This window comes from Armatimonadota bacterium, assembly GCA_016223145.1.
GTDB lineage: Bacteria > Armatimonadota > Fimbriimonadia > Fimbriimonadales > Fimbriimonadaceae > Nitrosymbiomonas.
Map to the genome: position 1 here is coordinate 69,134 of JACRPN010000011.1, position 21,780 is coordinate 90,913.

The 21,780-nt window shown below is 61.4% G+C and carries 15 protein-coding genes and 1 tRNA gene; 7 read left to right on the forward strand and 9 right to left on the reverse strand.

Annotated elements, in window-relative coordinates; translation table 11 throughout:
- Nucleotides 1-7 precede the first annotated feature (7 nt).
- Nucleotides 8-2,617 (forward strand): valine--tRNA ligase, encoded by a 2,610-nt coding sequence (locus HZC36_09065; GenBank protein ID MBI5707124.1) that lies wholly within the window; start codon nucleotides 8-10, stop codon nucleotides 2,615-2,617.
- A gap of 9 nt (nucleotides 2,618-2,626) precedes the next feature.
- Here HZC36_09065 and HZC36_09070 read toward each other — a convergent pair whose 3' ends face one another.
- From HZC36_09070 to HZC36_09090, 5 genes are all read right to left on the reverse strand, one after another.
- Complete coding sequence (locus tag HZC36_09070; GenBank protein ID MBI5707125.1) at nucleotides 2,627-3,472, reverse strand: MBL fold metallo-hydrolase; 846 nt, start codon at nucleotides 3,470-3,472, stop codon at nucleotides 2,627-2,629.
- Entirely contained in the window at nucleotides 3,456-4,841 is a 1,386-nt protein-coding gene (locus tag HZC36_09075; GenBank protein MBI5707126.1) for a ComEC/Rec2 family competence protein, read from the reverse strand. The genes HZC36_09070 and HZC36_09075 overlap by 17 nt, the downstream gene beginning before the upstream one ends.
- A complete protein-coding gene (locus HZC36_09080) occupies nucleotides 4,825-5,226 on the reverse strand; it encodes a DUF721 domain-containing protein (protein ID MBI5707127.1) in 402 nt (133 codons plus the stop codon). The genes HZC36_09075 and HZC36_09080 overlap by 17 nt, the downstream gene beginning before the upstream one ends.
- 15 nt (nucleotides 5,227-5,241) lie before the next feature.
- Nucleotides 5,242-6,384, reverse strand: a complete 1,143-nt coding sequence (gene recF, locus HZC36_09085; protein ID MBI5707128.1) for a DNA replication/repair protein RecF — start codon at nucleotides 6,382-6,384, stop codon at nucleotides 5,242-5,244.
- A gap of 226 nt (nucleotides 6,385-6,610) precedes the next feature.
- Complete coding sequence (locus HZC36_09090; GenBank protein MBI5707129.1) at nucleotides 6,611-7,363, reverse strand: RDD family protein; 753 nt, start codon at nucleotides 7,361-7,363, stop codon at nucleotides 6,611-6,613.
- 72 nt (nucleotides 7,364-7,435) lie between these two features.
- Between HZC36_09090 and HZC36_09095 the strand changes: the two genes are divergently transcribed.
- Both HZC36_09095 and HZC36_09100 read left to right on the forward strand, forming a co-directional pair.
- Nucleotides 7,436-8,743, forward strand: coding sequence for a DUF58 domain-containing protein (locus tag HZC36_09095; protein ID MBI5707130.1), 1,308 nt, complete (start codon nucleotides 7,436-7,438; stop codon nucleotides 8,741-8,743).
- Between the two features lie 167 nt (nucleotides 8,744-8,910).
- Nucleotides 8,911-10,635: a long-chain fatty acid--CoA ligase gene (locus HZC36_09100; protein ID MBI5707131.1), complete on the forward strand. Its 1,725-nt coding sequence runs from the start codon at nucleotides 8,911-8,913 to the stop codon at nucleotides 10,633-10,635.
- Between the two features lie 69 nt (nucleotides 10,636-10,704).
- Here the strand turns inward: HZC36_09100 and HZC36_09105 are convergent, their stop codons facing one another.
- Nucleotides 10,705-13,428 carry a hypothetical protein gene (locus tag HZC36_09105; protein ID MBI5707132.1) on the reverse strand — a complete coding sequence of 908 codons (2,724 nt, stop codon included), beginning with the start codon at nucleotides 13,426-13,428 and terminating at the stop codon, nucleotides 10,705-10,707.
- Between the two features lie 73 nt (nucleotides 13,429-13,501).
- On the opposite strand from HZC36_09105, the gene HZC36_09110 reads away from it, so the two are divergent.
- Nucleotides 13,502-15,550, forward strand: coding sequence for a DUF4965 domain-containing protein (locus HZC36_09110; GenBank protein ID MBI5707133.1), 2,049 nt, complete (start codon nucleotides 13,502-13,504; stop codon nucleotides 15,548-15,550).
- An 8-nt stretch (nucleotides 15,551-15,558) separates the two neighbouring features.
- On the opposite strand, the gene HZC36_09115 is transcribed toward HZC36_09110, so the two are convergent.
- On the reverse strand, nucleotides 15,559-16,791 hold the full coding sequence (locus HZC36_09115) for an ATP-binding protein (protein ID MBI5707134.1): 1,233 nt from the start codon (nucleotides 16,789-16,791) through the stop codon (nucleotides 15,559-15,561).
- 229 nt (nucleotides 16,792-17,020) lie between these two features.
- Here HZC36_09115 and HZC36_09120 point away from each other — a divergent pair.
- A tRNA-Leu gene (locus HZC36_09120) sits at nucleotides 17,021-17,106 on the forward strand.
- A gap of 40 nt (nucleotides 17,107-17,146) precedes the next feature.
- Here the strand turns inward: HZC36_09120 and HZC36_09125 are convergent.
- Together HZC36_09125 and HZC36_09130 are read right to left on the reverse strand one after the other, a co-directional pair.
- On the reverse strand, nucleotides 17,147-18,451 hold the full coding sequence (locus HZC36_09125; GenBank protein MBI5707135.1) for a Gfo/Idh/MocA family oxidoreductase: 1,305 nt from the start codon (nucleotides 18,449-18,451) through the stop codon (nucleotides 17,147-17,149).
- A gap of 72 nt (nucleotides 18,452-18,523) precedes the next feature.
- On the reverse strand, nucleotides 18,524-19,102 hold the full coding sequence (locus tag HZC36_09130) for a DUF1080 domain-containing protein (GenBank protein ID MBI5707136.1): 579 nt from the start codon (nucleotides 19,100-19,102) through the stop codon (nucleotides 18,524-18,526).
- Nucleotides 19,103-19,195: 93 nt separating this feature from the next.
- On the opposite strand from HZC36_09130, the gene HZC36_09135 reads away from it, so the two are divergent.
- Nucleotides 19,196-21,616, forward strand: coding sequence for an extracellular solute-binding protein (locus HZC36_09135; protein MBI5707137.1), 2,421 nt, complete (start codon nucleotides 19,196-19,198; stop codon nucleotides 21,614-21,616).
- Complete coding sequence (locus HZC36_09140; protein MBI5707138.1) at nucleotides 21,613-21,768, forward strand: hypothetical protein; 156 nt, start codon at nucleotides 21,613-21,615, stop codon at nucleotides 21,766-21,768. The genes HZC36_09135 and HZC36_09140 overlap by 4 nt, the downstream gene beginning before the upstream one ends.
- The last annotated feature ends 12 nt before the right edge of the window (nucleotides 21,769-21,780 follow it).

The following is a 21,780-nucleotide window of genomic DNA, read 5'->3' on the forward strand; positions in this document are numbered from 1 at the left end:
GGTACTCATGGAACATTCAGGCGAGATGTCGACGCGCTACGACGCGTCATCGGTGGAAAGCAAGTGGTACGGTGAATGGGAGCGTGCAGGGCTCTTCTCGCCCGACCCAGACCCGGGCAAGCCTACCTACTGCATCACAATTCCGCCTCCCAACATCACGGGCTCGCTCCATATGGGGCACGCGCTCTGCTATCCCATCCAAGACTGCCTCGGGCGATTTCACAGGCTGGCCGGCAAATCGGTGCTCGTCCTGCCCGGCCAGGATCACGCCGGTATCGCCACCCAAAGCGTGGTCTCCAAGCTGCTGCGAAAGGAAGGGACAAGCCCCTCGGCCATAGGTCGCGAGAAGTTCCTCGAGCGCGTATGGGAGTGGCGCAAAGAGAGCGGCGACACCATCTTGAACCAGCTTCGACTGCTCGGCTGCGGGTTCGACTGGCCGCGGCAGCGCTTCACGCTCGACGACGCTTATGCGAAGGCTGTTCTGAAGGTTTTCGTGGATTGGTACGACCGTGGCATCATCTATCGCGGCAAGAGGGTGGTCAACTGGGACCCCGTGCTCGAAACGAGCGTCTCCGACATCGAAACAGAGCGAAGAACGGTGCGCGGCAAGCTTTATCACGTTCGCTACCCATTCGCCGATGGTTCCGGCTCGCTTGTCGTCGCCACAACCCGCCCAGAGACGATGCTGGGCGACGTGGCCGTCGCCGTCAACGAAAAGGACCCCCGCTACTCAGGCATGATCGGCAAGAGCCTTGTCCTGCCGCTTATGAATCGCGAGATTCCACTGATTGCCGACCCTTACCCGGACCCCGAGTTTGGGACCGGCGCGGTGAAGGTCACGCCCGCACACGATCCCAACGACTACGAGATGGGAGTCCGCCACGAGCTCGACATGCCGGTCATTTTGGACTCCAGAGCAAGGGTCACCGAACTTGGGGGTCCCTATGCAGGCTTGGACCGGGTTGAGGCGCGGAAGCGCGTGGTTCACGACCTCGAAGAGCATGGGTTCCTCGTGAAGGTGGAGGATTACGACATTCCGCTGCTGGTCTCGGAGCGGTCAGGCGAGCCCATAGAGCCGCTGCTGTCCGAGCAGTGGTTTGTCGCTCAGAAGCAGCTGGCCGGGCCCGGAATCGAGGCCGTAAAGTCAGGAAAGGTGCGGTTCTATCCTGAGCGCTACGAGAAGGTGTACCTCGACTGGATGGAGAACATCCGGGATTGGTGCATCAGCCGCCAGCTTTGGTGGGGCCACCGAATTCCTGTCTACTACATGGAAGACGGTTCCGCCGTTGCCGCCCTGAGCAAGGAAGAGGCCGAGGCCAAGTCTGGGAAGAAGGTGGTCCGCCAGGACGAAGATGTGCTCGACACCTGGTTCTCCAGCGGGCTTTGGCCGTTCGCGACCCTCGGCTGGCCCGAAAACACCGAGGACCTCTCCCGGTACTACCCAACTTCTGCGCTGATCACCGATCGAAACATCATCTACCTGTGGGTTGCCAGGATGATCATGATGGGGATGGACTTCCTCGGCGAGGCGCCGTTCCACGAGGTCTTCATCTACGCCACCGTCCTAACTGAATCCGGTCAGCGCATGAGCAAGAGCCTCGGCACAGGCAAGGACCCCACCGAGCTCATCGAGAAGCATGGCGCCGATGCTTTGCGATTCGCGCTCCTGTGCCAAACGGGTGAGAATCAGGACTTGCGGTTTGGCGATCGCAGGGTCGAAGACGCGCGCAACTTCTGCAACAAGCTCTGGAACGCGACGCGCTTCGTTCTGATGAACATCGTGGAGCCGCCCGTTGAGCCCAACGCGCTCCAAGAGGTCGATCAGTGGCTGCTCAGCCGGCTCTACAGCCTGGAGAAGTCTGTGCGAGACGCCTATTCCCAATACCGCTTTCAGGACGCTGCCTGGAGCCTCTACGGCTTTTTCTGGAGCGAGCTCTGCGACTGGTACATCGAGATATGCAAGTCGCGTCTGCTGGCTGGGGAGACCGCGCCAAAATGGGTGCTCCTCACCGCGATCGAGGCCGTGCTGAAGATGCTCCACCCGATCATGCCGCACATCACCGAGGCGCTGTACCAGCACCTGCCTCTTGCGCAGCGCGACCCGTTCCTGATGGGATCTTCCTGGCCGTCGCTGCCGCAACATTTCCATCAGCCCGGTGTCGAGGCCAAGTTGGAACAAACCTTCGCCGCGGTTCGCGCGCTCCGCGCTCTAAGGCATGAGGCCGGCTTGACGCCGATGAAAGCGATTCCGCGAGCCTACATCGATCGGGAATGGCCCGGCGGCCGAGAAATCCTGCTAAGCCAGGCTTGGCTCGAGGATCTGGTCGTGGGCGAGCCCGAATCGGGCGTTCGCTGCCTTTCGACCTCTTGCGAGGGCTTCCAGCTATCGGTTCCCGTTGAAGGGCTTGATCTGGACAAGGAGTGCGCCAGGCTCCAGCAGGAACTCGCGAAGGCTGAAGGTGAAAGAGCCCGCATCGAGGCTCAGTTATCGAATCCGAGCTTCGTCGAGAGGGCCAAGCCAGAGGTTGTGGAACAAGCCAGGCAGCGACTCGCGAGCCTGAACACAACCATTGAGCAGCTTGCCGAACGCCGCCGGGTATTTGGGTGTTCGGATTAGCGCCGCCCCTTAGCGAACGCGCACGAACGCGCCGTTTCGCAACTCGAACCGAATGTCCCCCTCCTGGTCGGTTCGGACGGCCGTTGCGCCGGCTGAGGTGACGCGCGCCAGCGCCTCCTTTGAAGGATGCCCATAGCTGTTATGGCGGCCACAAGAAAAGACCACGGTGTTTGGCTCGACGGCCCGGAGCCAGGCCTCCGAAGTGGAAGTTCGGCTTCCGTGATGGCCCGCTTTCAGCACCTGCGCGCGCCAATTGCGGCGCCCCGAGAGCACCGCTTCGGCTATCGCGTCGGCATCTCCCGAGAAGTCGGCAGCGGCGGTTCCGCCCTCCACCCGCAGGAACATCGACCCGAAGTTGTCCGGATCGCCCTGCGCGAATCGGACGGAATCCACCTCGATGCGGAACGACCCGAACTCGATGCGAGATCCCGGCGAGAGCCAGGCCACGCGGGATTCGTCAATCCGTGCCTCGCGAAGCCAATAGCCCAGGTCGGAACTCGATGCAAAGTGGGCCATTGCTCCCACCTTTCGAACCGGAATGTGCCTCGCGATTCCCCGCAAGCCTCCCACGTGGTCGGCGTCGGGATGTGACAGAAGGACCAGGTCGACCGCCGTGACGCCCATGCGCCTAAGGTCCCTGATGATCCCTTGCGCCGCCGTATCGCGATCAGGAGCGGCCGGGCCGGCGTCGATGAGCACGGTCACCCCCGCGTGTCGAAACACGGCGCAATCCCCTTGTCCCACGTCCAGAAACCAGAGCTCGGTGGGTTGGCCCGAAGCCGTCAGGGTCCCCGTAAGGCTCCCCGCCGCAAGAGAGCCCGCGGCGATGGCGGCGACCTTAAGCCGGGCGCGCAATCGGCCTCCACACCAGAATCGCCCCAAGGTAAACCAACCCCCAGAAGAGCCCCGGAAGCTCCGGAACCATAACGCTGCTCCAGGTCTGGCTTCCCAGGGTTTCCGTAACCGCCAAGACCCACAGAGCCAGAGGCTCGACGACGACGTGCATGAGGCCCTGCGAAAGAGCCTCTGAGATTGGGAAGACGGCCCAAGCCACCAGGGCGCAGACGATCAGCGGGCCGATCGTGCCTGCTACGAGAAGGTTGGCCACTACCGCCACAATCGAAAAGGTCCCAAAGGCCCGGGCCAGAAGGGGCGCCGTCGCCAACGTGGCGACGGCGCTGGCCCGAACGCTGGAACTCACTTGTGCCTTGAGCAGAGCCTTCGGCCCCCTGCCGGAAGAGTGCGCGCCACGCGCAAACATCCAAAGGGCTAGAACCGCCACGAACGAAAGCTGGAAGCTGAGCTCGAAGACCTCAAGTGGCCTCCACAGCAGAAACGCCGCCGCCGCAAGCCCGACTGCCGACGGGAAATCGCCCTCACGCTCGAACCAGGGGGCAGACATGATGGCGGCCGCCATCAGCACGGACCTGACGATGGGCGGGTCGAGGCCCGTGGCACAAGCGTAGAAGGCGAGAAGAAGATAAAGCACCACAAGTTGGCTGGACCGTGGCATTGGCGTGAGGCCAAGCCCAAACTGCAGGCTGAACGCCAGGATGAGCACATGCAAACCGGAGGTGGAGACGATGTGCACGATTCCCGTCCGCTTGAGGTTGGCCATGTCTCCGTCCGAGATTCCCCCACGGACATTGAAGCAGAGGGCTTGAACCAGTGTAGATGTTCGGTCACCTAGCGTACTATTGCACATGGTGATGAACGACTCGCGCCACTGGGCAGCCCATCGAAAGACCGATGGGCCTTCCGCCTTCACACGTATGTCTGCGGCCTTTGCCTTGATCACTCCAAGAATGCCGCGTCGGCCCATAGACACATTGAACGTCGGATCGACATTCCGCACCTCGGCAGCCACCTCGAGCACGTCGCCAATCGAAAGCCTAGGGAACCCTTCGCATTCCAGCAAATACTGGTTGACGCCTGACCTCACTTCACATCGAAACCCTCTCTGCTCTATGGTCGGCATGCCCACCACCGTCGCTTCACCGTGAAACCAGCCTGAGCCCGCTGATGGGCCAGCAACGCCTTTCGGCGCCAGAATGACGCCAGTAATAAGACATACTAGCAAAATCGTCTTGCAGGCTAACGGCCGGCACACGACCCCGAGAACGGCAACCAGAATGAGCCACACAGGTTCCGTGATGGCCACGATGCCGAGCGCCAGGCCGATGGCGGCCAGCAACAGCGGCCTAAGTTCAAGCTCCCTCCTCATCGCTGCCTTCCCCGAACCACTTCTGCCTGATTTCTTCTATCGTCTGCGTGACTCCTCTTCGTGTTCGCTGCGGAGGCGGAGGAGGTGGCGGGCTGGGAAGCGCCTTGTCGGTGAAGCGCAAGTCCTTGAACAAGCCCGGTTCGCCGCTAAACACGGCTAGCTTATCTAGTATTTGTTCCTTCCTGAGGGAGAGTTCTAGCAGCCAGCTCGATCCTTGTACGCAGACGTGGATCGTTCCCTGCTCGTAGCGCTCCGGCCAAGACTTCGTCGCCAAGGTCTCGCCAACCACCTCATTCCAACGCCTCAGCGTCTTGTTTGCGCGCGCCTGACGCAAAACCTCCCTCTGAGGGAGTGCCGACTTTAGGATGGAGTCGAGAGGACGCATGGCAATGGTGATCCGCTATGCCTCGCTGATTCGGCCCGAAGTGACGCGAAACACCTTGGACCTTGCCAGCAGCGACGCGCCGGCGGATTCGGGTTCGGTACAGGTTAGCACGGCTTGTCCCGCATGATCCAGTACCCACTGCGTCAAGTTTTGTCGGCGGCGTTCATCCAGGTCGGAGAGCATGTCATCCAGGAGCAGGAGCGGGACTCGGCCCTGCTGGCGGGCGAGCAGGAGCGTCGCGAGCTTGAGCGAAATCACCGCCGTGCGCTGCTGGCCCTGGCTCCCAAACAGCCGGGCGTCCCTGTCGTCGACCTCGATCTGGAGGTCGTCACGGTGTGGGCCCATGGTGGTCGTTCCGCGCATGATGTCCTCCACGCGTCCCTGCACAAACGCCCTGAAGAGGCCCTCTGCCGTGTCGTGGGCGTCTTTCGGGGCGAAACGCAGCCCGAGAGCCTCACCACCCCCCAGAGTGCCGTGTATGGCCCGCCCGAGAGGGTCCAGCTCCTCGAGGAACTCGCCCCTCATCCGGCGTATCTCGGCGCCGCCTTGTGCCATGTGCGTCTCCCACGTCTCGAACTGAGCCGAGTCCACCATGGTCTCCCGAGCCGCCTTCAAAAGTGCGTTTCGATGCTCCAGCGCCTTCTTGTAGAGGCTCAACGCCCTGAGGTAGCTGGGGTAGGTCTGTGAGAGCTCCAGGTCCAAGAACAACCTGCGCCCGGAGGGTTCTCCTTGAGCCAGAGCCAAATCGAAGCTTGAGACGCTTACGCAGGGCAGCCGCCCCAGCACATCTGAAGCTCGCGGCAGCTTCAGACCGTTCAGATAAGCCGATTTGCGGACCGACTCCTCGATTCGGATCTCGATCTCCGTGGGCTGCGAGGCCAGAGAGCCCTTGACGGATGCGGATGTCTCGCCGATGGCAATGGCCTCCCGGTCCCGAACCCCCCGCAGAAGCCGCGCCGTGCCCAAGAGGTAGAGCGCCTCCAGGAGGTTCGTCTTCCCTTGGGCGTTCGGACCCGAGACGACGTTGAACCCTTGAGATAGGCTGACCGATTCACTCAGGTAGTTTCGAAAGTGCCTCAGTGAGAGCTGGGCAACACCGCACAAAGCCGAATCGGCCGGCTTGTCCCCACCGGAGTTCTCTAGGTCAAGCTCATGCATGAAAATCTACTCTTACTAATACGGCGAACCAGAATGTGGAAAACTCACTTCCTTCAGGCTCGCGTTCGCCGCGAAAAGGCCGCAATTGAACTTGAGAGGCCACAGCACCGTCGGTGGTGCATTGTGGAAAATGCCGTGGAAAATGTGCGATTCGTACAAGTTTTCGAAAACCGATAGTTAACACAGAAACCGTCCAAAACGTAATCCACCTTCTGTCCACACACGCTCATAACAATCCGTGGATTCTCCCGTACTTCATCACCACCGCCTCGGCAAGCTGCAAAGGGTGGACGCCCGGCAGACTGGGGACCCCGCGGCGGCGGGCGAACGGGTCCCAGACCTCGCCCACGAAGCGGCCCTGTGATGCCGCCGAGAGCTCCGGATAACGGTCGCAAAACCGCTTCAAAGCTACATATTCTGCGAGCGTCATGCCCGTCAAATCGCCCACCTGCGACTCGAATCGATGTTCGCCCAGCACGTAAGGCGCAGGCTGGAAGATCGGTTGGGGCCGGCGATCGTGGACCACGATAGTGTTGGCGGCAAGATCACCGATCCGTTGAGACTTTGTGTTGGTAAACATAGCCACAAGCCCCAGAAAGTAGGCCGTCGGGAGCAGGTCCGCCGGGCGCACGAGGTTTCGCCCTATGGCGGCCTGTGGGGTGACCGGCGTGCCGTCGGCCATGCGGACCCGGATGCCCGCGGCCTTCTTGCCAAGGGTCTGGCCGTTCCAGAGGGCCTCGAAGAGGATGAAATAGAGGAAGAGGCCCGAGAGCGACAAGAACATGAAAAGCGCGTTGACCGCCTGCATATCGATGGCGTTCGCCACGGAGAGGATCCCGAGGACCATGTAGGTAGCCGCGACCAGGACCACATAAATGAAGAGATCCAGGACGTGGGCGAGGACGCGCGAGGCCAGGCTGGCAAGCCGTATGGACAGCACCGTCTTCTCGGGGCTGAGCAGGATGAGCTCTTGCGCCATGGCAAGCATCCTACCCCTGCCAAGCGGCTTTAGGCCCCTGTCGTGCCAAGATGGTCCGAAAGGCTTCCGACGATGTTGCCCACTCGACGCTTCTGGCTCCTATTGGCGCTGGCCATCCCGGCGGCGGCGGCCCTTGGCGCCAAGGGGGCCGTGCTGCCGATTGTCGCGCTCAATGGCTGCCTCTTTCTAGCCTTGGGGATCAGTTACTGGCTCGGGCCCTCGGCGGCGGGCCTGCGCGTGGTGAGGCGATTCGACCCGGTGCTCTCGGTTCGGGCCTCGAACCGTGTGGAGCTCCACCTTGAGAACCGGGGCCTTGAAGCGCTCGACGGAGTGCTTCGCGATGAGCCACCGCCCGAGTTCTCGGCGTCGCGGCGGGAGTTTCCGCTGCACCTCAAGCCGGAGCAGTCCGCGGTCTTCTCCTACCATCTCACACCCTCTCAAAGGGGTAGCGACTACTTCCGAGGGACATTCGTTCGGATCGCCTGCCCACTTGGGCTCGCCGAAAGGGTCGTGCGCCTGAGGACGGAACAGCCGGTTCGCGTGTATCCAAACGTCTTGGCGCTCCGCGAGTTCGACCTCCTGAAGCAGAGGGGACGCCTCCAGCAGATGGGGATCCGAAAGTCGCGCGTGCGCGGCCTGGGAATGGAGTTTGAATCGCTTCGCGACTACGCCGATGGCGACGATTACCGCAAGATCGACTGGAAAGCTACGGCCAGGCGCGGCAAGCTCGTGGTCCGGCAATACGAAACCGAGCGAAACCAATCCGTGATCCTGTGCGTGGATGTTGGCCGCCGAATGCTGGCCGAAGCAGGCGGCGCCACCAAGCTCGATCACACCCTTGACTCGCTGCTCATGTTGGCCCAGGCAGCCTTCTCTGGGGGCGACCTGGTGGGGCTCTTGGTGTATTCCGATACTGTGAAGCGCTACATCCCGCCGCGCAAGGGGAGGAACCAGCTCGGCGTCATCATCGAAGCGATCCACGACCTCCTGGCTGAACCCATCGAGAGCGATCACGCTGCGGCGTTCGCCTATCTTGCGACCCGCTGGAAGCGAAGGTCGTTGATCGTCTCATTCACCGATCTCGACGACGAAGGCAACTCGAAGGACCTCGTAAAGGGCCTCGGCGCGATGCCCAAGAGGCACCTGATGCTTCTGGCAAGGGTCGGCGATCCTGGGCACCGGGTTCGGCTGGAGAGCCCTATAGAAGTGGAAGAGGACCTCTACCAGAAGGCGAGCACGGCGCTGCTGGTCGAGGACCGCAAGCGCGCGGGCACGCTGCTGGAGGGGGCGGGCATCCACTCCCTGGAGGCCGAACCTCAGGACCTCGCGGCGGCACTCGTCAATTTCTACTTCGCGGCAAAAGAGCTGTCGCTGGTATAGGAGGGACGGAGGGACAAGCGGACCCGTAGCCGCAGGCTTTAGCCTACCTGAGCGAGGGAGCAAAGGAACGATAGCCGCAGGTTCCGTGCCTGCGATTGCCCGAAGGCACCCAACCGGCGCCCTTGCAGGACCCAACCCGAGCCCCACCGAATTCGTAGGGACTTGCGATGTCGGAAGAAGTGAACACCCTCGGGCGCATGCTGCGCGCCTCGTGCCGCACCTGGAAGGACAAGGCGGCGCAGATCTACCCAAGTGACGGCTCTTGGAAGACAGTGACCTACACCGAGCTTTGGGAGAAGGCCCGGGCCTATGCCGGCGCACTTCAGAGTCTCGGGCTGAAGAAAGGGGACCGCGTCGCCATCCAGAGCGAGAACCGAATCGAGTGGTCGTGGGTCGACTGGGGCTGCCAGTGCCTGGGTGTGGTGTTGGTGCCGATCTATCCCACCCTGCCGGCCGATCAAGCGCAGTACATCGTCCAGAATTCCGGCGCAAAGGTGGTGATTGCGGGAGACGAAACACAGGCCGAAAAGGCCCGCGGCCTGCCGGAGGTTCGGGTCATCCAGCTCTTCGAGGGCGCAGAGTCGATGACGGCCCTGGCGGAATCCCACGCGAGCGATCTGGAGGACCAGGAGCTGAACGCGAGCATTGACTCCGTTGGCCCGCAGGACGTCGCGACTTTCATCTACACCAGTGGCACCACGGGCCCTCCCAAGGGCGCCATGCTGGCCCAGGAGAGCGGCCCCTGGCTGCTGGCGAACGTAGTCAAGAGCCTTCCGATCGATCATCGCGACACTTTTCTCACCTTCCTCCCGATGTCGCACGTGTTTGAGAGGGTTGCAGGCCAGTGGCTGCCAATATCGTGCGGCGCAACCTGCGCGTACTCGAAGGGTCTGCTAACGCTGGCCAACGATCTGATGGCGGTCAAACCGACGATCCTGCTCTGTGTTCCCAGGTTTCTTGAGGCCACGCGCGACAAGATCCTCGATGGGACCAAGAAGGCCAAGCCGCTGCAACGAAGGCTGTTGGCGATGGCGATGAGCCTGGGCGTTAAGAAGGCCAGAGGAGGCTTCGCGCCGTTCTTTCCCATTTTGAACGCCATCGTCGGAAAGAAGATTCGGGCACGCGTGGGTGGCAACATCCGGTTCTTCGTTTCGGGCGGTGCGGCGCTTCCGCCCCCGGTGGCCGAGTTCTATATGGCGTTCGGGCTTCATGTGCTTCAGGGCTACGGCCTCACTGAGACCACAGCGGCCAGTTCCGTGAACCACCCCGACCGCTCCAAGTACTGGACCGTGGGAGAGCCAATCGCAGGCGTTGAGATCAAGCTGGCGGAGGATGGCGAAATCCTGATTCGCGGCAAGAGCGTGATGCTGGGGTATCACAGCCTGCCCAAGGAGACGGCGGAGGCCATCGACGCCGAGGGTTGGTTCCACAGTGGCGACATCGGTGAATGGGAGGGAAAACACCTGAAGATCACCGACCGGAAGAAGGACCTGCTGATTCTGGCGAACGGCAAAAACGTCGCCCCGCAACCCATCGAAAACAGGCTCAAGGAAAGCCCCTGGATTCAGGAGGCGGTGCTCTTTGGCGACGGAAAGGAGTATGTTTTCGGCTTGATCGTTCCCAACTTCGAGCGGCTTGCCGCGAAATATAAAGACGAGGGCCGGGCCTTTGCGAACAACCACGCGATGGCGGAGGACGAAGCCGTCAAGGCGCTCTTGAAGGACGAGATTTCGGGCATCAACAAGGGCCTCGCGGACTTTGAGAAGGTCAAGCGCTACGCCCTGGTCGATGCCTCGTTCAGCGTCGAAACAGGCGAGCTGACCCCATCGCTCAAGGTCAAACGCAAAGTCGTGAAAGAGAAATTCGCCGAGGTGTTGAAAGACCTATCGTAGTTCGCAAGCCCCTCCCTTGTTTTTGACGAAGTCGAAAATGAGGGAGGGGTTGGGGTGGGAGACATCCCCTCATTCCTCCACCCGGTGCACGGTCGCCCAGACCTTGCGCATGGCGTCCAGATCCCGGAACTGCTTCCTGCCGGGAACGAGGTCGGCGTAGACGGTTGCGATCTCATAAGGCCGCATCTTGAAGCGAAGGGTTTGCCAGGAGAAGGGGAATGAGCCCCCTCCCCTTGGAGCGACTCCCGACGCGAGAGGGGAGGGGGCTGGGGGGTGGAGGTTCTGGGATCCCCTGCTGCCCGGGTCTCCACCCCCATCCCCCACCTCAGTTTCGCTTCGCAAAACCAAGGAGGGGGATCTCCCTTCCACCGGCTCCAATTCCACTTCGAGCTCGCCCATGAGGTTCGTCTTGAACGCCTTGGCGATCGGCCCCGGCAGCGTCAGCTCTACGTCGGATTCCAGCCCGTCGAACTCCACCAACCGGATGACGAAGGGATGTCCCATCCCTCGCCCGGCGTAGTGCTCGAGATCCCTCCCTGCGTAGAACTCCTCCTCGCGATAGAACGCGGTCGGGACGACGTTGGAAGGGGAGCAAGAGAGGGGGGAGAAGGACTCAGGCATGTCGCAAATGCGTGGTGCCGTCCGCATGAGGTCGGGATCCCACTCGATTGAGTCCATCGGTCCTCCCCATTCTGCCTGGCCGAACAGCTCCCTGGCCAACTTCCAGCGCTCAGAATCCGATAGCGGACCATGAGGTGTCAGCCGGTAGTGGGTCCTCGCGTTTGGATTGAAATCATGCTCGTCCCACGGATCGATCATTGAAATGAGATTCTCGTAGCGACCTTCTCTAAGGAACCACTGTTGGGAGCCACTATGAGCAATCAGTAGCCCGTGTCCGTTGTCGGAGACTAAATCGACAAACGTCTGGGCCGTGAACCCTCCATATACGGTTTCAAACCACTGGGGGGAAGTCATCCAGTCAGCTTCCGGGTACTTTTTGAGTCCCTTGGGAGAGGGGCGCACTTTGTCGACGCCAAATGGGAGGTCGCACCGAGCTTCATGAACGTCGAAGCCTGGCTCGAAGATGACCCTTGGGCCCGCGTTCATGCCTTTGTCGTAAAACTCGGTCGGCTCGTAGCTCACGGTTAGGTCCAGGGCGTCTGCATTCTCCGGAACCCTAAGCCAGTAAGCCAGATCGCCGGATGTGACGAACACCTCTTCGGAGGTCACGTCGACGCGAGTCGGGCCGGTGCGACCATCCACCGGAACACCACTTTGGATCACCTTGAGCCTGGGCCAAGGTCCCTCAAGAGGGTATCCCGCGCTGAAGGGTGGGGCTGAGAATCGAGTGATCTGACCCCTCTTAAGATCAACGTCAATTCGCAGGGAGCCACGCTCGAAAACGGCATTCTCGTCCTCCTTTCGCCATCTTCCTTTGTCGACGACGCCTTGTTTCTTGACTACCCGATAGGAGAAAGGCGCCATGTCAAGCACAAGCCGCGCTTCAGCCGCACCGCACCGCACCTTTCTTTGCCAGCCGAACCGGTTAAAGACCAACATCTCGTCATCCTGAAGCCCGACTCGCCGTGCAAGGAGATCGAGTCCTCGGCCCCCTTCGTGGCTGGTCTGCGCAACTAGCGAATACATAGGATCGGCGACATGGCCGCAAAGTCCCTCGCACTCGTGGTTGTCGTGGTGCTGAGCCACGAGGAGATTCCGCCATGCCTCCTCGTATTCCCAGACGGGATACACATCCCAGTCCGGATAGGGGCGGCCAAAGAGCCCTAGGACGGAAGCGACGACCTCTACAGAGAGGAGGCATGCTTCAGCGCGATGGCTTGCCCGTGGGGCCGAATCCCCGTTCTTTCCCAGGCTCATGCCGTGCCAGACCTGGTCCATCGTGTAGCGCCGGACGGGGATGCTCGATTGCGGATTTTGGATTTCGGATTTCGGATTGGATTCGGCATTTCCTGAATCCGTAATCGCCAATCCGCAATCCGCAATCCCACTCAGGTACTCCCCCAACGTCCCCATCTTCACCTCGAACCGCTCGTCGGCCAGGAGTTTCTTTAGCATCGGGATCATCAGCTCCGCGCGGCACATCCAGTCCGGCGAAGGAATGAGCTCAAGCCATTGGAGGATGAGGGGAGGAGAGGTGTTGGGTGCTGGGTGTTCAGGTGTTGGGGGCTGGGAGGCTATTTCGTTGAGCAGAATCTGGAAGTCTTCGGGCCACTGGTGCAGGTTCAGCCGGTTTCTTGTTGCGGTCAGCAACCTTGAGCCGTCCGGCGCTTCCCACCAGACCACGGGCACGTCTTCCTTCGGCACCTCCGGCGTGTGCCAGGTCCACTGGAAGTAGAGCGAGGCGTTTTCGAACCCACAGCCCTTCAGAATCTGGGGCAATTGTGGGAAGAAGTCGAACTCCTCTTCCCAGAAAGTGCGGGGCCTCGTGCCCAAAAGGCGCATGACGGCGCGCACACCATAAATCCTTTGTCGAATATTCGATTCTCCCCCATGAAAAAGCCCGTAAGGCTGCCCATAGGAGCATCCAACCGGTTCGATCTGGCCCTTTGCGATGGCCTCTTTGAGCTCGGCGAGCGCCTCGGGGCACTCGGCAGCCATCTTCTCATAGCCCACCCCGTCGAAGTTCACATTGCCTTTCGCTCCGGTCTCGCGGCAGAAGTAGAGCATGTCGCGCACGGAGTCGGGCGTGACCTTATAGCCCCACAGCCACTCCATATCCACCCAGTGGTGATGGTTGCCGAAGGTGTAGTAGATGGGGATGCGTTCGGACATGGGACCCCAAGTGTGCCTGATGGCAAGCCCGGAAGTCATGCGGAACCGAGCGGCTTTGGCATAGAATCGGGCTATGTCGGTGCTCGCCATCTGCGCAATCGCTGGCGCTCTCGCCACCCACGGAAGCCCTTCCATGCAACAAAGCACGTTCCGCCCTCCTGCCGTCCCGCTCGTCGTCCACGACCCATATTTCAGCGTCTGGTCGGCTGCCGACAAACTCACTGATCGTTGGACGACCCACTGGACCGGCAGCACCATGGCCCTGTGTGGCCTCGTGCGCGTGGACGGCAAGTGCTATCGCTGGTCGGGCGTGCCAGGAGGCGATCTGCCCGCCGCCAAGCAACTCAGTGTTCGAGTCGATCCGACCACCACCACCTATCGGTTCGAAGCGGGAGGCGCAGGATTCGAGGTGAGGTTCATCAGTCCGATACTGCCCAAGGACCTCGACCTCCTTTCCAGGCCGGCGACCTACGTCCAGGTGAGGCCACTCGGGGAAGCGAGCAAGTCTATAGAATTCTATCTGGACGTTTCCAGCGAGTGGTGCGTGGACAAGACCAATCAGAAGGTCAGTTGGAGCCGTCTGCGCGCAGGCGCTCTAGAGCTCCTGAGCATGGGGGTGCACAACCCCGAACCCCTCACCCGGGCGGGCGACGACCTCAGAGGAGATTGGGGCAAGCTGATCCTCGCGGTGCCGCGCGAAAGTGGCTGGCAGTCGGCGATCGCGGGCCACGGCGCCAGTCGATCCGCCTTTGTCTCATCGGGGTCGGCGGCAACCTTCGACGATACGCGGATGCCCCGCGCAGCCGACGACGACTTCCCCGTGATGGCGGCCAGCACCTCGCTGCGGGGAGGCGAAGCCACGCTCCTCATCGCCTTTGACCGAAAGCCCGCGATCGAGTTTCTTCAGCGCCGGCTCAACCCGTATTGGGCACGAACCGGTGCAGACATTGGGCAGGTGTTGGATATGGCCTACACAGATCGCGCTGACGTTTTCTGCAAGTGCGCCGCGTTCGATGCAGACCTGAGGAAGGACCTCGAAGTGGTCGGCGGGCCCAAATACGCTGAAGTCGGCTCGCTGGCCTATCGGCAGTCCATTGGCGCTCAGCAATTGTGCGCGGACGTGGACGGAGCGCCGCTGCTGTTCAGCAAGGAGTGCTTCAGCAACGGTTGCATTGCGACCGTGGACGTGACGTACCCAGGCTCGCCGATGTACCTGTTGCTCAGTCCAGAACTCCTCAAGGCGCAGGTCAAGCCGATCATGGATTACGCCAGCCTGGCTAGGTGGAAGTGGCCCTTCGCTCCCCATGATCTCGGCACCTTCCCAATCGCCAACGGCCAGGTCTATGGCGGGGGTGAGCGCACCGAAGAGAACCAGATGCCGGTCGAGGAAAGCGGCAACATGGTGTTGATGGCCTGCGCCTTGGCCAAAGCGGAAGGCAAGCCTGATTTCGCCGCTCAATACTGGAAACTGCTCAAGACTTGGACGGATTATCTGGTGCAGTACGGCCTCGATCCCGCCAACCAGCTCTGCACCGACGACTTTGCAGGGCACCTGGCCCATAACGCCAACCTCTCGCTCAAGGCGATCTTAGGCATAGCAGCGTTCGCCGATCTGTGCAATGCAGCCGAGCAGTTGGCCGATGCAAAACACTATCGCGCAATCGCCGAGGACTATGCGAAGAAGTGGATCGCGATGGCTAAAGACGGCGACCACTACAAGCTGGCCTTCGACAAGCCAGGCACTTGGAGCCAGAAGTACAACCTCGCCTGGGACCGTGTGCTTGGCCTCAACCTCTTTCCGAAGGAGGTCTTCGAGACCGAAGTGGCCTACTACAGGACGAAGATGGCCAAGTACGGCCTCCCGCTCGACAACCGGAGCGCCTATACCAAGGGTGATTGGTGTGCCTGGACCGCCACTCTGGCCTCGAACAAGGCAGACATGCAGGCGATGCTCGACCCGCTCTATGCGTTCCTGAACGAGTCTCCGAGCCGTGTGCCCTTCTCCGACTGGCACTGGACCACCGATGCCAAGCAGGTCGGCTTTCAGGCGCGCTCGGTCGTGGGCGGCGTGTTCATGCCGATGCTCGCAGAACCCAAGATGTGGGCAAAGTGGCGAAAGTAGGGATCGCATTAGGACCAGAGAGCCGAGATCGGCACAGCCCAGAGATTGCTTTCCGCAGGTCGCGTCTCCTCCCCGCAGTACAACAGGATCCCCTTCACAAACCGGGCTCCCGCAAGCTCGCGTAAGAACCTCAGACCGGAAAAGTCCGCCGGACTGGCAGTCTGTCCCGCTTTGACCTCGATCCCCACGATCTTCCCATCTCCAAGCTCCAAAACAAAGTCAACCTCCTTGCCACGCACGCTGCGCAGATGCTGGATCGTCGGCCTCAGACCGCTGGCGTTGGCCAGCTTTCGAAGCTCCATCGCCACAAACGCCACAAGCGCCGCGCCAAACTGGTTGCGATCGGCGGCCATGCTAGCCGTGGTGCGCCGGGTGAGGTGGCAAAGCAGGCCGGAATCCACCAAGTAGGCTTTTGGCGCCTTGATGAGCGGGAGGCCTCGATTGAAAGACCAGGCGGGAACCGGCTGCACCAAGAAGAGGGACCCGAGCAGAGCCAAGTACCGAGTGAGCGTCGTGGCAGGGATCTCCGTCTCTCGAGAGATGCTGCTGATGTTGAGCAGCGTCCCCGAGCGGGCGGCGAGCAGATTCAGCAGGCGCGGAACCTGGCTCAAGCCGTCGATGTTCGAGAGGCTGCGCACATCTCTTTCGATCAGCGTCCGCACGTAGCTCCGAAACCAGGCATCGCGACGGCTCCCCGCCGGCCGGGTCGCGGCTTCTGGGAAGCCGCCCCGCACTACCCGTTCCATCACCTCGGTCGGTGAGACCGGGGTAACGCTCGAAAAGCGCTCGTCGGAGAAAGCCCTTTCAAGAAACCTCTCTGGCCGGCCCTCGATCTCTGCTTGTGAGAGCGGCAAGAGGTCGATCACCTCCATGCGACCGACGAGGGTGTCGGCCACCTTTGGCAAAGTCAGCACGTTGGCCGAACCGGTCAACAGGTACATGCCGGGCTCTCGCTGACGGTCCACGGCGGCCTTGATCGCGAGGAGGAGTCGAGGAGCCCGCTGAACCTCGTCGATCACCAGCGGAGTGCCATGAGCTCGAAGAAACTCCTCGGGGTCGCTTTCGGCAAGATCCAAAGAGAGCAAGTCGTCGAGCGTCACATAGGCGCCGCCGAATCGCGCGTCGGCGGCGCGTTTCGCCAGCCAGCTCTTTCCGGCCTGGCGCGGTCCATGGATCAGCACCACAGGCGTGTCTGCAAGAGCCGCTCGTATGTCGTTCATGGCGAGGCGTTCCCAGTTCATTTCTCGATCCTCAGTGGTGAATTATGCGCCATCGTATGGTGAATGTATCATCAAAATGTGGTGAATTAATGCAACCCCTGCGGTGGATTTCGCGCCCTGCGGAGGGTGAGGCCTCGCGCGGTTGAGGCAGCCAACCGTTGGCGGCAGAAGAGTCTCAAATGGACCTGTTGAGGATCGAAAACCAAGGGGTTCCGGTCCAACGGACGTCTGGTATAATGCGGTTCCTCCCGCGCGGGTGGTGAAATTGGTAGACACGCTACCTTGAGGTGGTAGTGCTCACAAGGCGTGAAGGTTCGAGTCCTTTCCCGCGCACCAGACTCTTCTGTCTTGCGAAGCTACCAAAACGCAGTTTCGCTCAATAATCCCAACCCTTCCGATACGTCGGTTTCAGCATCGCATCCAGGTCCGATCGACCCTTCACCCTCATGTTGGCGGCATCCCATTCGAGCCGGTCTCCCGGCGCCCAAGCGGCAAGGTTGCCGAGCACGACCGTCTCCGTGAGCGGACAAGCATAGCCGGGGAAGTTCGACATCGCCGGCTTTCCGCCCTCGATGGCCCGAATGAACTCCTCGAAGTGCCCTGGCGACTTCTCAAAGTCGGCTTGTGGCGCTCCCTTGCCGAGGATCGTCGCTCCACTTCCGTGTTCGCTGGGCACATACAGCGTGCCAGAGGACCCAACGATGATGACCCCGCCGCCGCTGTACTGGACGCCGGGGACGAAGTCCTGGGAGGGTTTTTTGCCTCCGTCGTACCAGGTGAGCTTCAGAGCCGCGCGGCCGTTGCGCTCGGGGAACTCGTAATGGATGATCGACCAGCGGGGGTAGGTCTCATCGTTGTGATCCGAGACTTCTGCCCGGAAGGCGATCGGGTCGCGCAGGTCGAGCGCCATGAAGGGCAGGTTGAGCACATGGCAGCCCATATCGCCCATCGCGCCGGCGCCGAAGTCCCACCACCCTCGCCAGCGGAAGGGGTGATAGGCGTTTGAGAAGTGCCGCACCGGCGCCGGCCCGAGCCAAGCGTCCCAGTCGACGCTTGCCGGCTTGACGTCCGGCATCGGGTGCCCAACGCCCTGCGGCCACCAGCCCTCGGCGCGGTCGGTCCAAACGTGGACTTCCTTCACCGTCCCAATCGCGCCGTTCTTGACGGCCATCGCAGCACGACGAAGCTCGTCGTTTGCGGTGCCCTGGTTGCCCATCTGGGTGGCGAGGTTGTGCTTGATGGCGAGTTCGGCGAGGCGGCGGGTCTCCCAAACGGTGCGGGTCAGCGGCTTCTGGCAGAAAGCGTGTTTGCCCATCATCATGGCCATGGCGGAAGCCAGACCATGGTTGTGATCAGGAGTGCTGACGGTCACGGCGTCGATGCTGCTGCGCATGTCCTGCAGCATGTAGCGATAGTCGGTGTAGGGTTTGGCGTCGGGGTACTTCTTGAGCGAGTTGGCGAGCGTGTTTCGGTCGGCATCGCAGATCGCGACGACCACGCCGAGACGGTTCGCGTCGGCAGTGTCGCTGTCGCCCTTGCCGCCCACTCCAATGCAGGCGAATCGGACCTTCTGGGGGGACTTGGGGGAGTTCTGAGCCGCGCCGAAAACCGGAAGCGCCAAGGTTACGGCTCCGGCGGCAGAGGTTCGAAGCACGTCGCGGCGGGTGGGATGGGTGGCCATGCCACCCAGTTCGACGCGAACGGGCAAGCCTCCTTCAAGGACGACGTGCCGGCAATTGAATTCTGGAGCGCCTCACTGTTTCGAAGGCAGCCGAGTCAGGTACATGTCCTTGAACGACACCGTCATGTCCACGCCGCCGTGTAGTTGCAGTGCCACCCAGCCCTCTCGTCGGCCCTGGGGGTCGTCGATGTCGGTGATCGTCTTACCATTGAGTTTCACGATATAGTGGGTCCCAATTGCAGAGACCTCCATTCGGGCCCACTCGCCGGGAACAAACTTGGCTGTCGCGTGGATCTCCGGGGTCGGCTTGAACACCCATCCCCGCCCAGCCGTCTCCCAAATGCCCGCGACGTCATCGATCGCGTCGATTTCGGCCTGCATGCCCTTGACCAGCGGCTGCCCTTCGACGCGCTCGGTGCGGAAATAGAACCCGCTGTTTCCGCTCGCGATCTTGAATTGCAGCTTTGCCGTGAAGTCCTTGACCTGCTGTTTGTACACCAAGATCCCCTGCTCGTCCGACTTGGTGCAGGACCCGGTCAGCACGCCCTTTTCTACGGTCCACCGCCCTCCACCCACGATTTCCCATCCATCGAGGTCCTTGCCGTTGAAGATCTTGTCGCTGAGCAACGCTGCCGCAAGAAGTGTAAGCACTGCCGATTGTGGCGCATGGGCGAGGACTTCACCGCACCTTTACGGTGCCAAGACCAAACTGAAGGACTCTTGGGCTATTCTCTGAAGGTAGCCATGAACCGGTGCAGCCTGGCCAAGATGTTTGCTGGACTGTGTTTGGCTATTGCCGGGGCCATTGCCGGCGCGGAGCCTGTTACCCTTCGCCTGACGCTCTGGGACGGGGATGAGGCCCTTAGAATCTTGAAGCGGGTCGTCCGCGACTTCGAGCGCGAAAACCCGGACATCAAAGTCCGGGTCGAGAACTTCGGCGACTACAACCTCTACCACCAGAAGATGCTCGTCCAGTTCGCGGCGAACGCTGCGCCGGACGTCGCGATGATGGATATGGGCCACTTTCAGGCGCTCGCCAAACGAAAGGCCCTCTACCCGCTTAACGAGTTTCTTTCGCGGACGCCCGACATGGATATCCGCGACTACTACAAGCCAATCGTCGACGCGCACACTTTGGACGGCAATCTCTACGTTCTGCCCCGTGACATCGCCCCAAGCTGCCTCATCTACTACAACAAGGAGCTGTTTCGGGAGGCAGGCATCCCGTACCCCGACGGGACATGGACCTGGGATTTCAAGGTCCGGCCGGAGCTTCGCGAAAAGGACTTCCTTTGGGTGATGCAACAGCTCACCAAGAAGGGCCCGGACGGAAAGGTCAAGCAATACGGCTACGCGCCCGGCTGGCCGGGCCTCATGGCCGATACCTTCATGTACAGCTATGGCGTGAAGCCGGTCGACGATTATCAGAAACCGACTAAGCTCTACTATGACAGCCCGGAAATGCGCAAGGTCTACGACTTCTTTGTGGACCTAACGCTCAAGAAGAAGTGGGCGCCCAGCAACACGGAGGTCAGTTCCGTGCTCCAGTCGACGACTCAATTGCTGTTCGTGAGCAAGAAGGTCGCGATGTTCCAAAACGGCATTTGGGAGACCCCCAACATGCGCAAGATGCTCAGGCCCGGCAAGAAGGGCTTCTTTGAGTGGGACATCACGCTCTTTCCTGCCTGCGCAAGCTCGCTCAACGGCGGCGAAAACCGTGCCTATACGACGGGCGGCTCCGGCTACAGCATCTTTCGAACGACCCGCTATCCCGAGCAATCATGGAAGCTTGCGCGCTACCTCGCCGGCCCTCCGGGCATGATCGCCATGGCCAAAGCCGGAATCGCACAGCCCGCCATTCGCAAGCTTGCGCTTACGCCGGGAATCTGGCTGCCGGGACCCGATACGCCCCTCGAGCAGCGCTATCCCGAAAACCGGATCGCCACGGACCAGGCCGTGCCCTATGTGCAGTTCGGGGTCACAGCGGACTACTGGGCCGAGATTCAGGCTTTCATCGACTCTCGAAGGGACAGCATCTACAACGGCATCACCACCCCTTCGGCGGGCCTAAAAGCCGCAAACGAGGAGGCTTCGACTCGCCTGGGTCAAATCTTGAGGGAGGAAGCCCTTCCCGCTTTTCCCTGGGGCATTGGGATTGCCGTCGCCTTTGGCGTCTTGGCGCTCATCCTGACGGCGGTCTACTGGCCCGAGCGCAAGATCAAGTTCACACGCCGCGAGCGGCAAGAAAGCCTGGCGGGCTACAAGTTCATCTCGCCGTGGCTCATCGGCATGGCCCTCTTCACTCTCGGGCCCATGATCCTCTCGCTGCTGATGTCCACCATGAACTGGGACATGATGCAGTCCGCGCAATGGCGTGGAGCAGGCAACTTCCGCGAGGCCTTCACCGAGGACCCCCGGTTTTGGGTGGCGCTCAAGGTCACTGCGCTCTACACGCTCATCGCGACGCCATTGGGAATCGTGGTGGCGCTTCTTCTCGCGATGCTCTTGAACCAAAAGGTGCGAGGTGTACCGCTTTTCCGTGCGATCTACTACCTGCCTTCCATCGCTTCTGCGGTGGCCATGTCGCTGATCTCGCGCAAGATCTTCGCACCGGATGGCGGTCTTGTGAACTCGATCCTCTACGGTCCGGTGCTCAAGCCGATCGGTGAGGCCCTTAGCAACTGGGCCGGACAGCCGGGTGAGCAGATCAACTGGTTTGGCAACGAGCACACGGCACTCGGGACCTTGGTTCTGCTCTCCTTCTTGGGAGTCGGTGGGGCGATGGTGATCCTGCTTGCCGGGCTCCAGGGCATCCCGGAGTTCTACTACGAAGCCGCCAAAGTGGACGGCGCCAGCCCGTTCCAGAGGATGAAAGCCATCACGCTCCCGCTGCTCACCCCCTCGCTGTTCTTCTGCCTCATCACCGGCTTCATCGGCGCGTTCCAGGTCTTCACCCAGGTGTTCGTCATCACCAACGGCCCGAACGGTGGCCCGAACAACTCGATGCTCGTGTTCATGATCAGCGTTTACTCGGCGGCGTTCGCGACCCTCCGGCTTGGCTACGCCGCCGCGCTGGCCTGGGTTCTGTTCGCCGTCGTGCTGGCGTTCACGCTGCTCCAAATGCGCCTCAGCAAGTGGGTCTATTACGAAACGGGGACGAAATGAACGAGCAACCCACCGCCCTGGAGCAAACCGACGCCGCGAACGAGCACTATCGCCGCGCAACACGGCGAGCCGTGAGGATTGGCGCAGCCCTGGGCGTCCTTTCAAGACTGGCGATGGCGCTCGGGGGAGTCGTGTTCACCCTGCCTCTGTAGGTGATGGTGGCG

Bases quoted from the DNA above. Each gene is read 5' to 3' on its own strand.
- HZC36_09065 (MBI5707124.1), top strand. From the start codon at position 8: ATGGAACATTCAGGCGAGATGTCGACGCGCTACGACGCGTCATCGGTG.
- HZC36_09075 (MBI5707126.1), bottom strand. From the start codon at position 4,841: ATGAGGAGGGAGCTTGAACTTAGGCCGCTGTTGCTGGCCGCCATCGGC.
- HZC36_09080 (MBI5707127.1), bottom strand. From the start codon at position 5,226: ATGCGTCCTCTCGACTCCATCCTAAAGTCGGCACTCCCTCAGAGGGAG.
- recF (MBI5707128.1), bottom strand. From the start codon at position 6,384: ATGCATGAGCTTGACCTAGAGAACTCCGGTGGGGACAAGCCGGCCGAT.
- HZC36_09090 (MBI5707129.1), bottom strand. From the start codon at position 7,363: ATGGCGCAAGAGCTCATCCTGCTCAGCCCCGAGAAGACGGTGCTGTCC.
- HZC36_09095 (MBI5707130.1), top strand. From the start codon at position 7,436: ATGTTGCCCACTCGACGCTTCTGGCTCCTATTGGCGCTGGCCATCCCG.
- HZC36_09100 (MBI5707131.1), top strand. From the start codon at position 8,911: ATGTCGGAAGAAGTGAACACCCTCGGGCGCATGCTGCGCGCCTCGTGC.
- HZC36_09105 (MBI5707132.1), bottom strand. From the start codon at position 13,428: ATGTCCGAACGCATCCCCATCTACTACACCTTCGGCAACCATCACCAC.
- HZC36_09110 (MBI5707133.1), top strand. From the start codon at position 13,502: ATGTCGGTGCTCGCCATCTGCGCAATCGCTGGCGCTCTCGCCACCCAC.
- HZC36_09115 (MBI5707134.1), bottom strand. From the start codon at position 16,791: ATGAACTGGGAACGCCTCGCCATGAACGACATACGAGCGGCTCTTGCA.
- HZC36_09125 (MBI5707135.1), bottom strand. From the start codon at position 18,451: ATGGCCACCCATCCCACCCGCCGCGACGTGCTTCGAACCTCTGCCGCC.
- HZC36_09135 (MBI5707137.1), top strand. From the start codon at position 19,196: ATGAACCGGTGCAGCCTGGCCAAGATGTTTGCTGGACTGTGTTTGGCT.
- HZC36_09140 (MBI5707138.1), top strand. From the start codon at position 21,613: ATGAACGAGCAACCCACCGCCCTGGAGCAAACCGACGCCGCGAACGAG.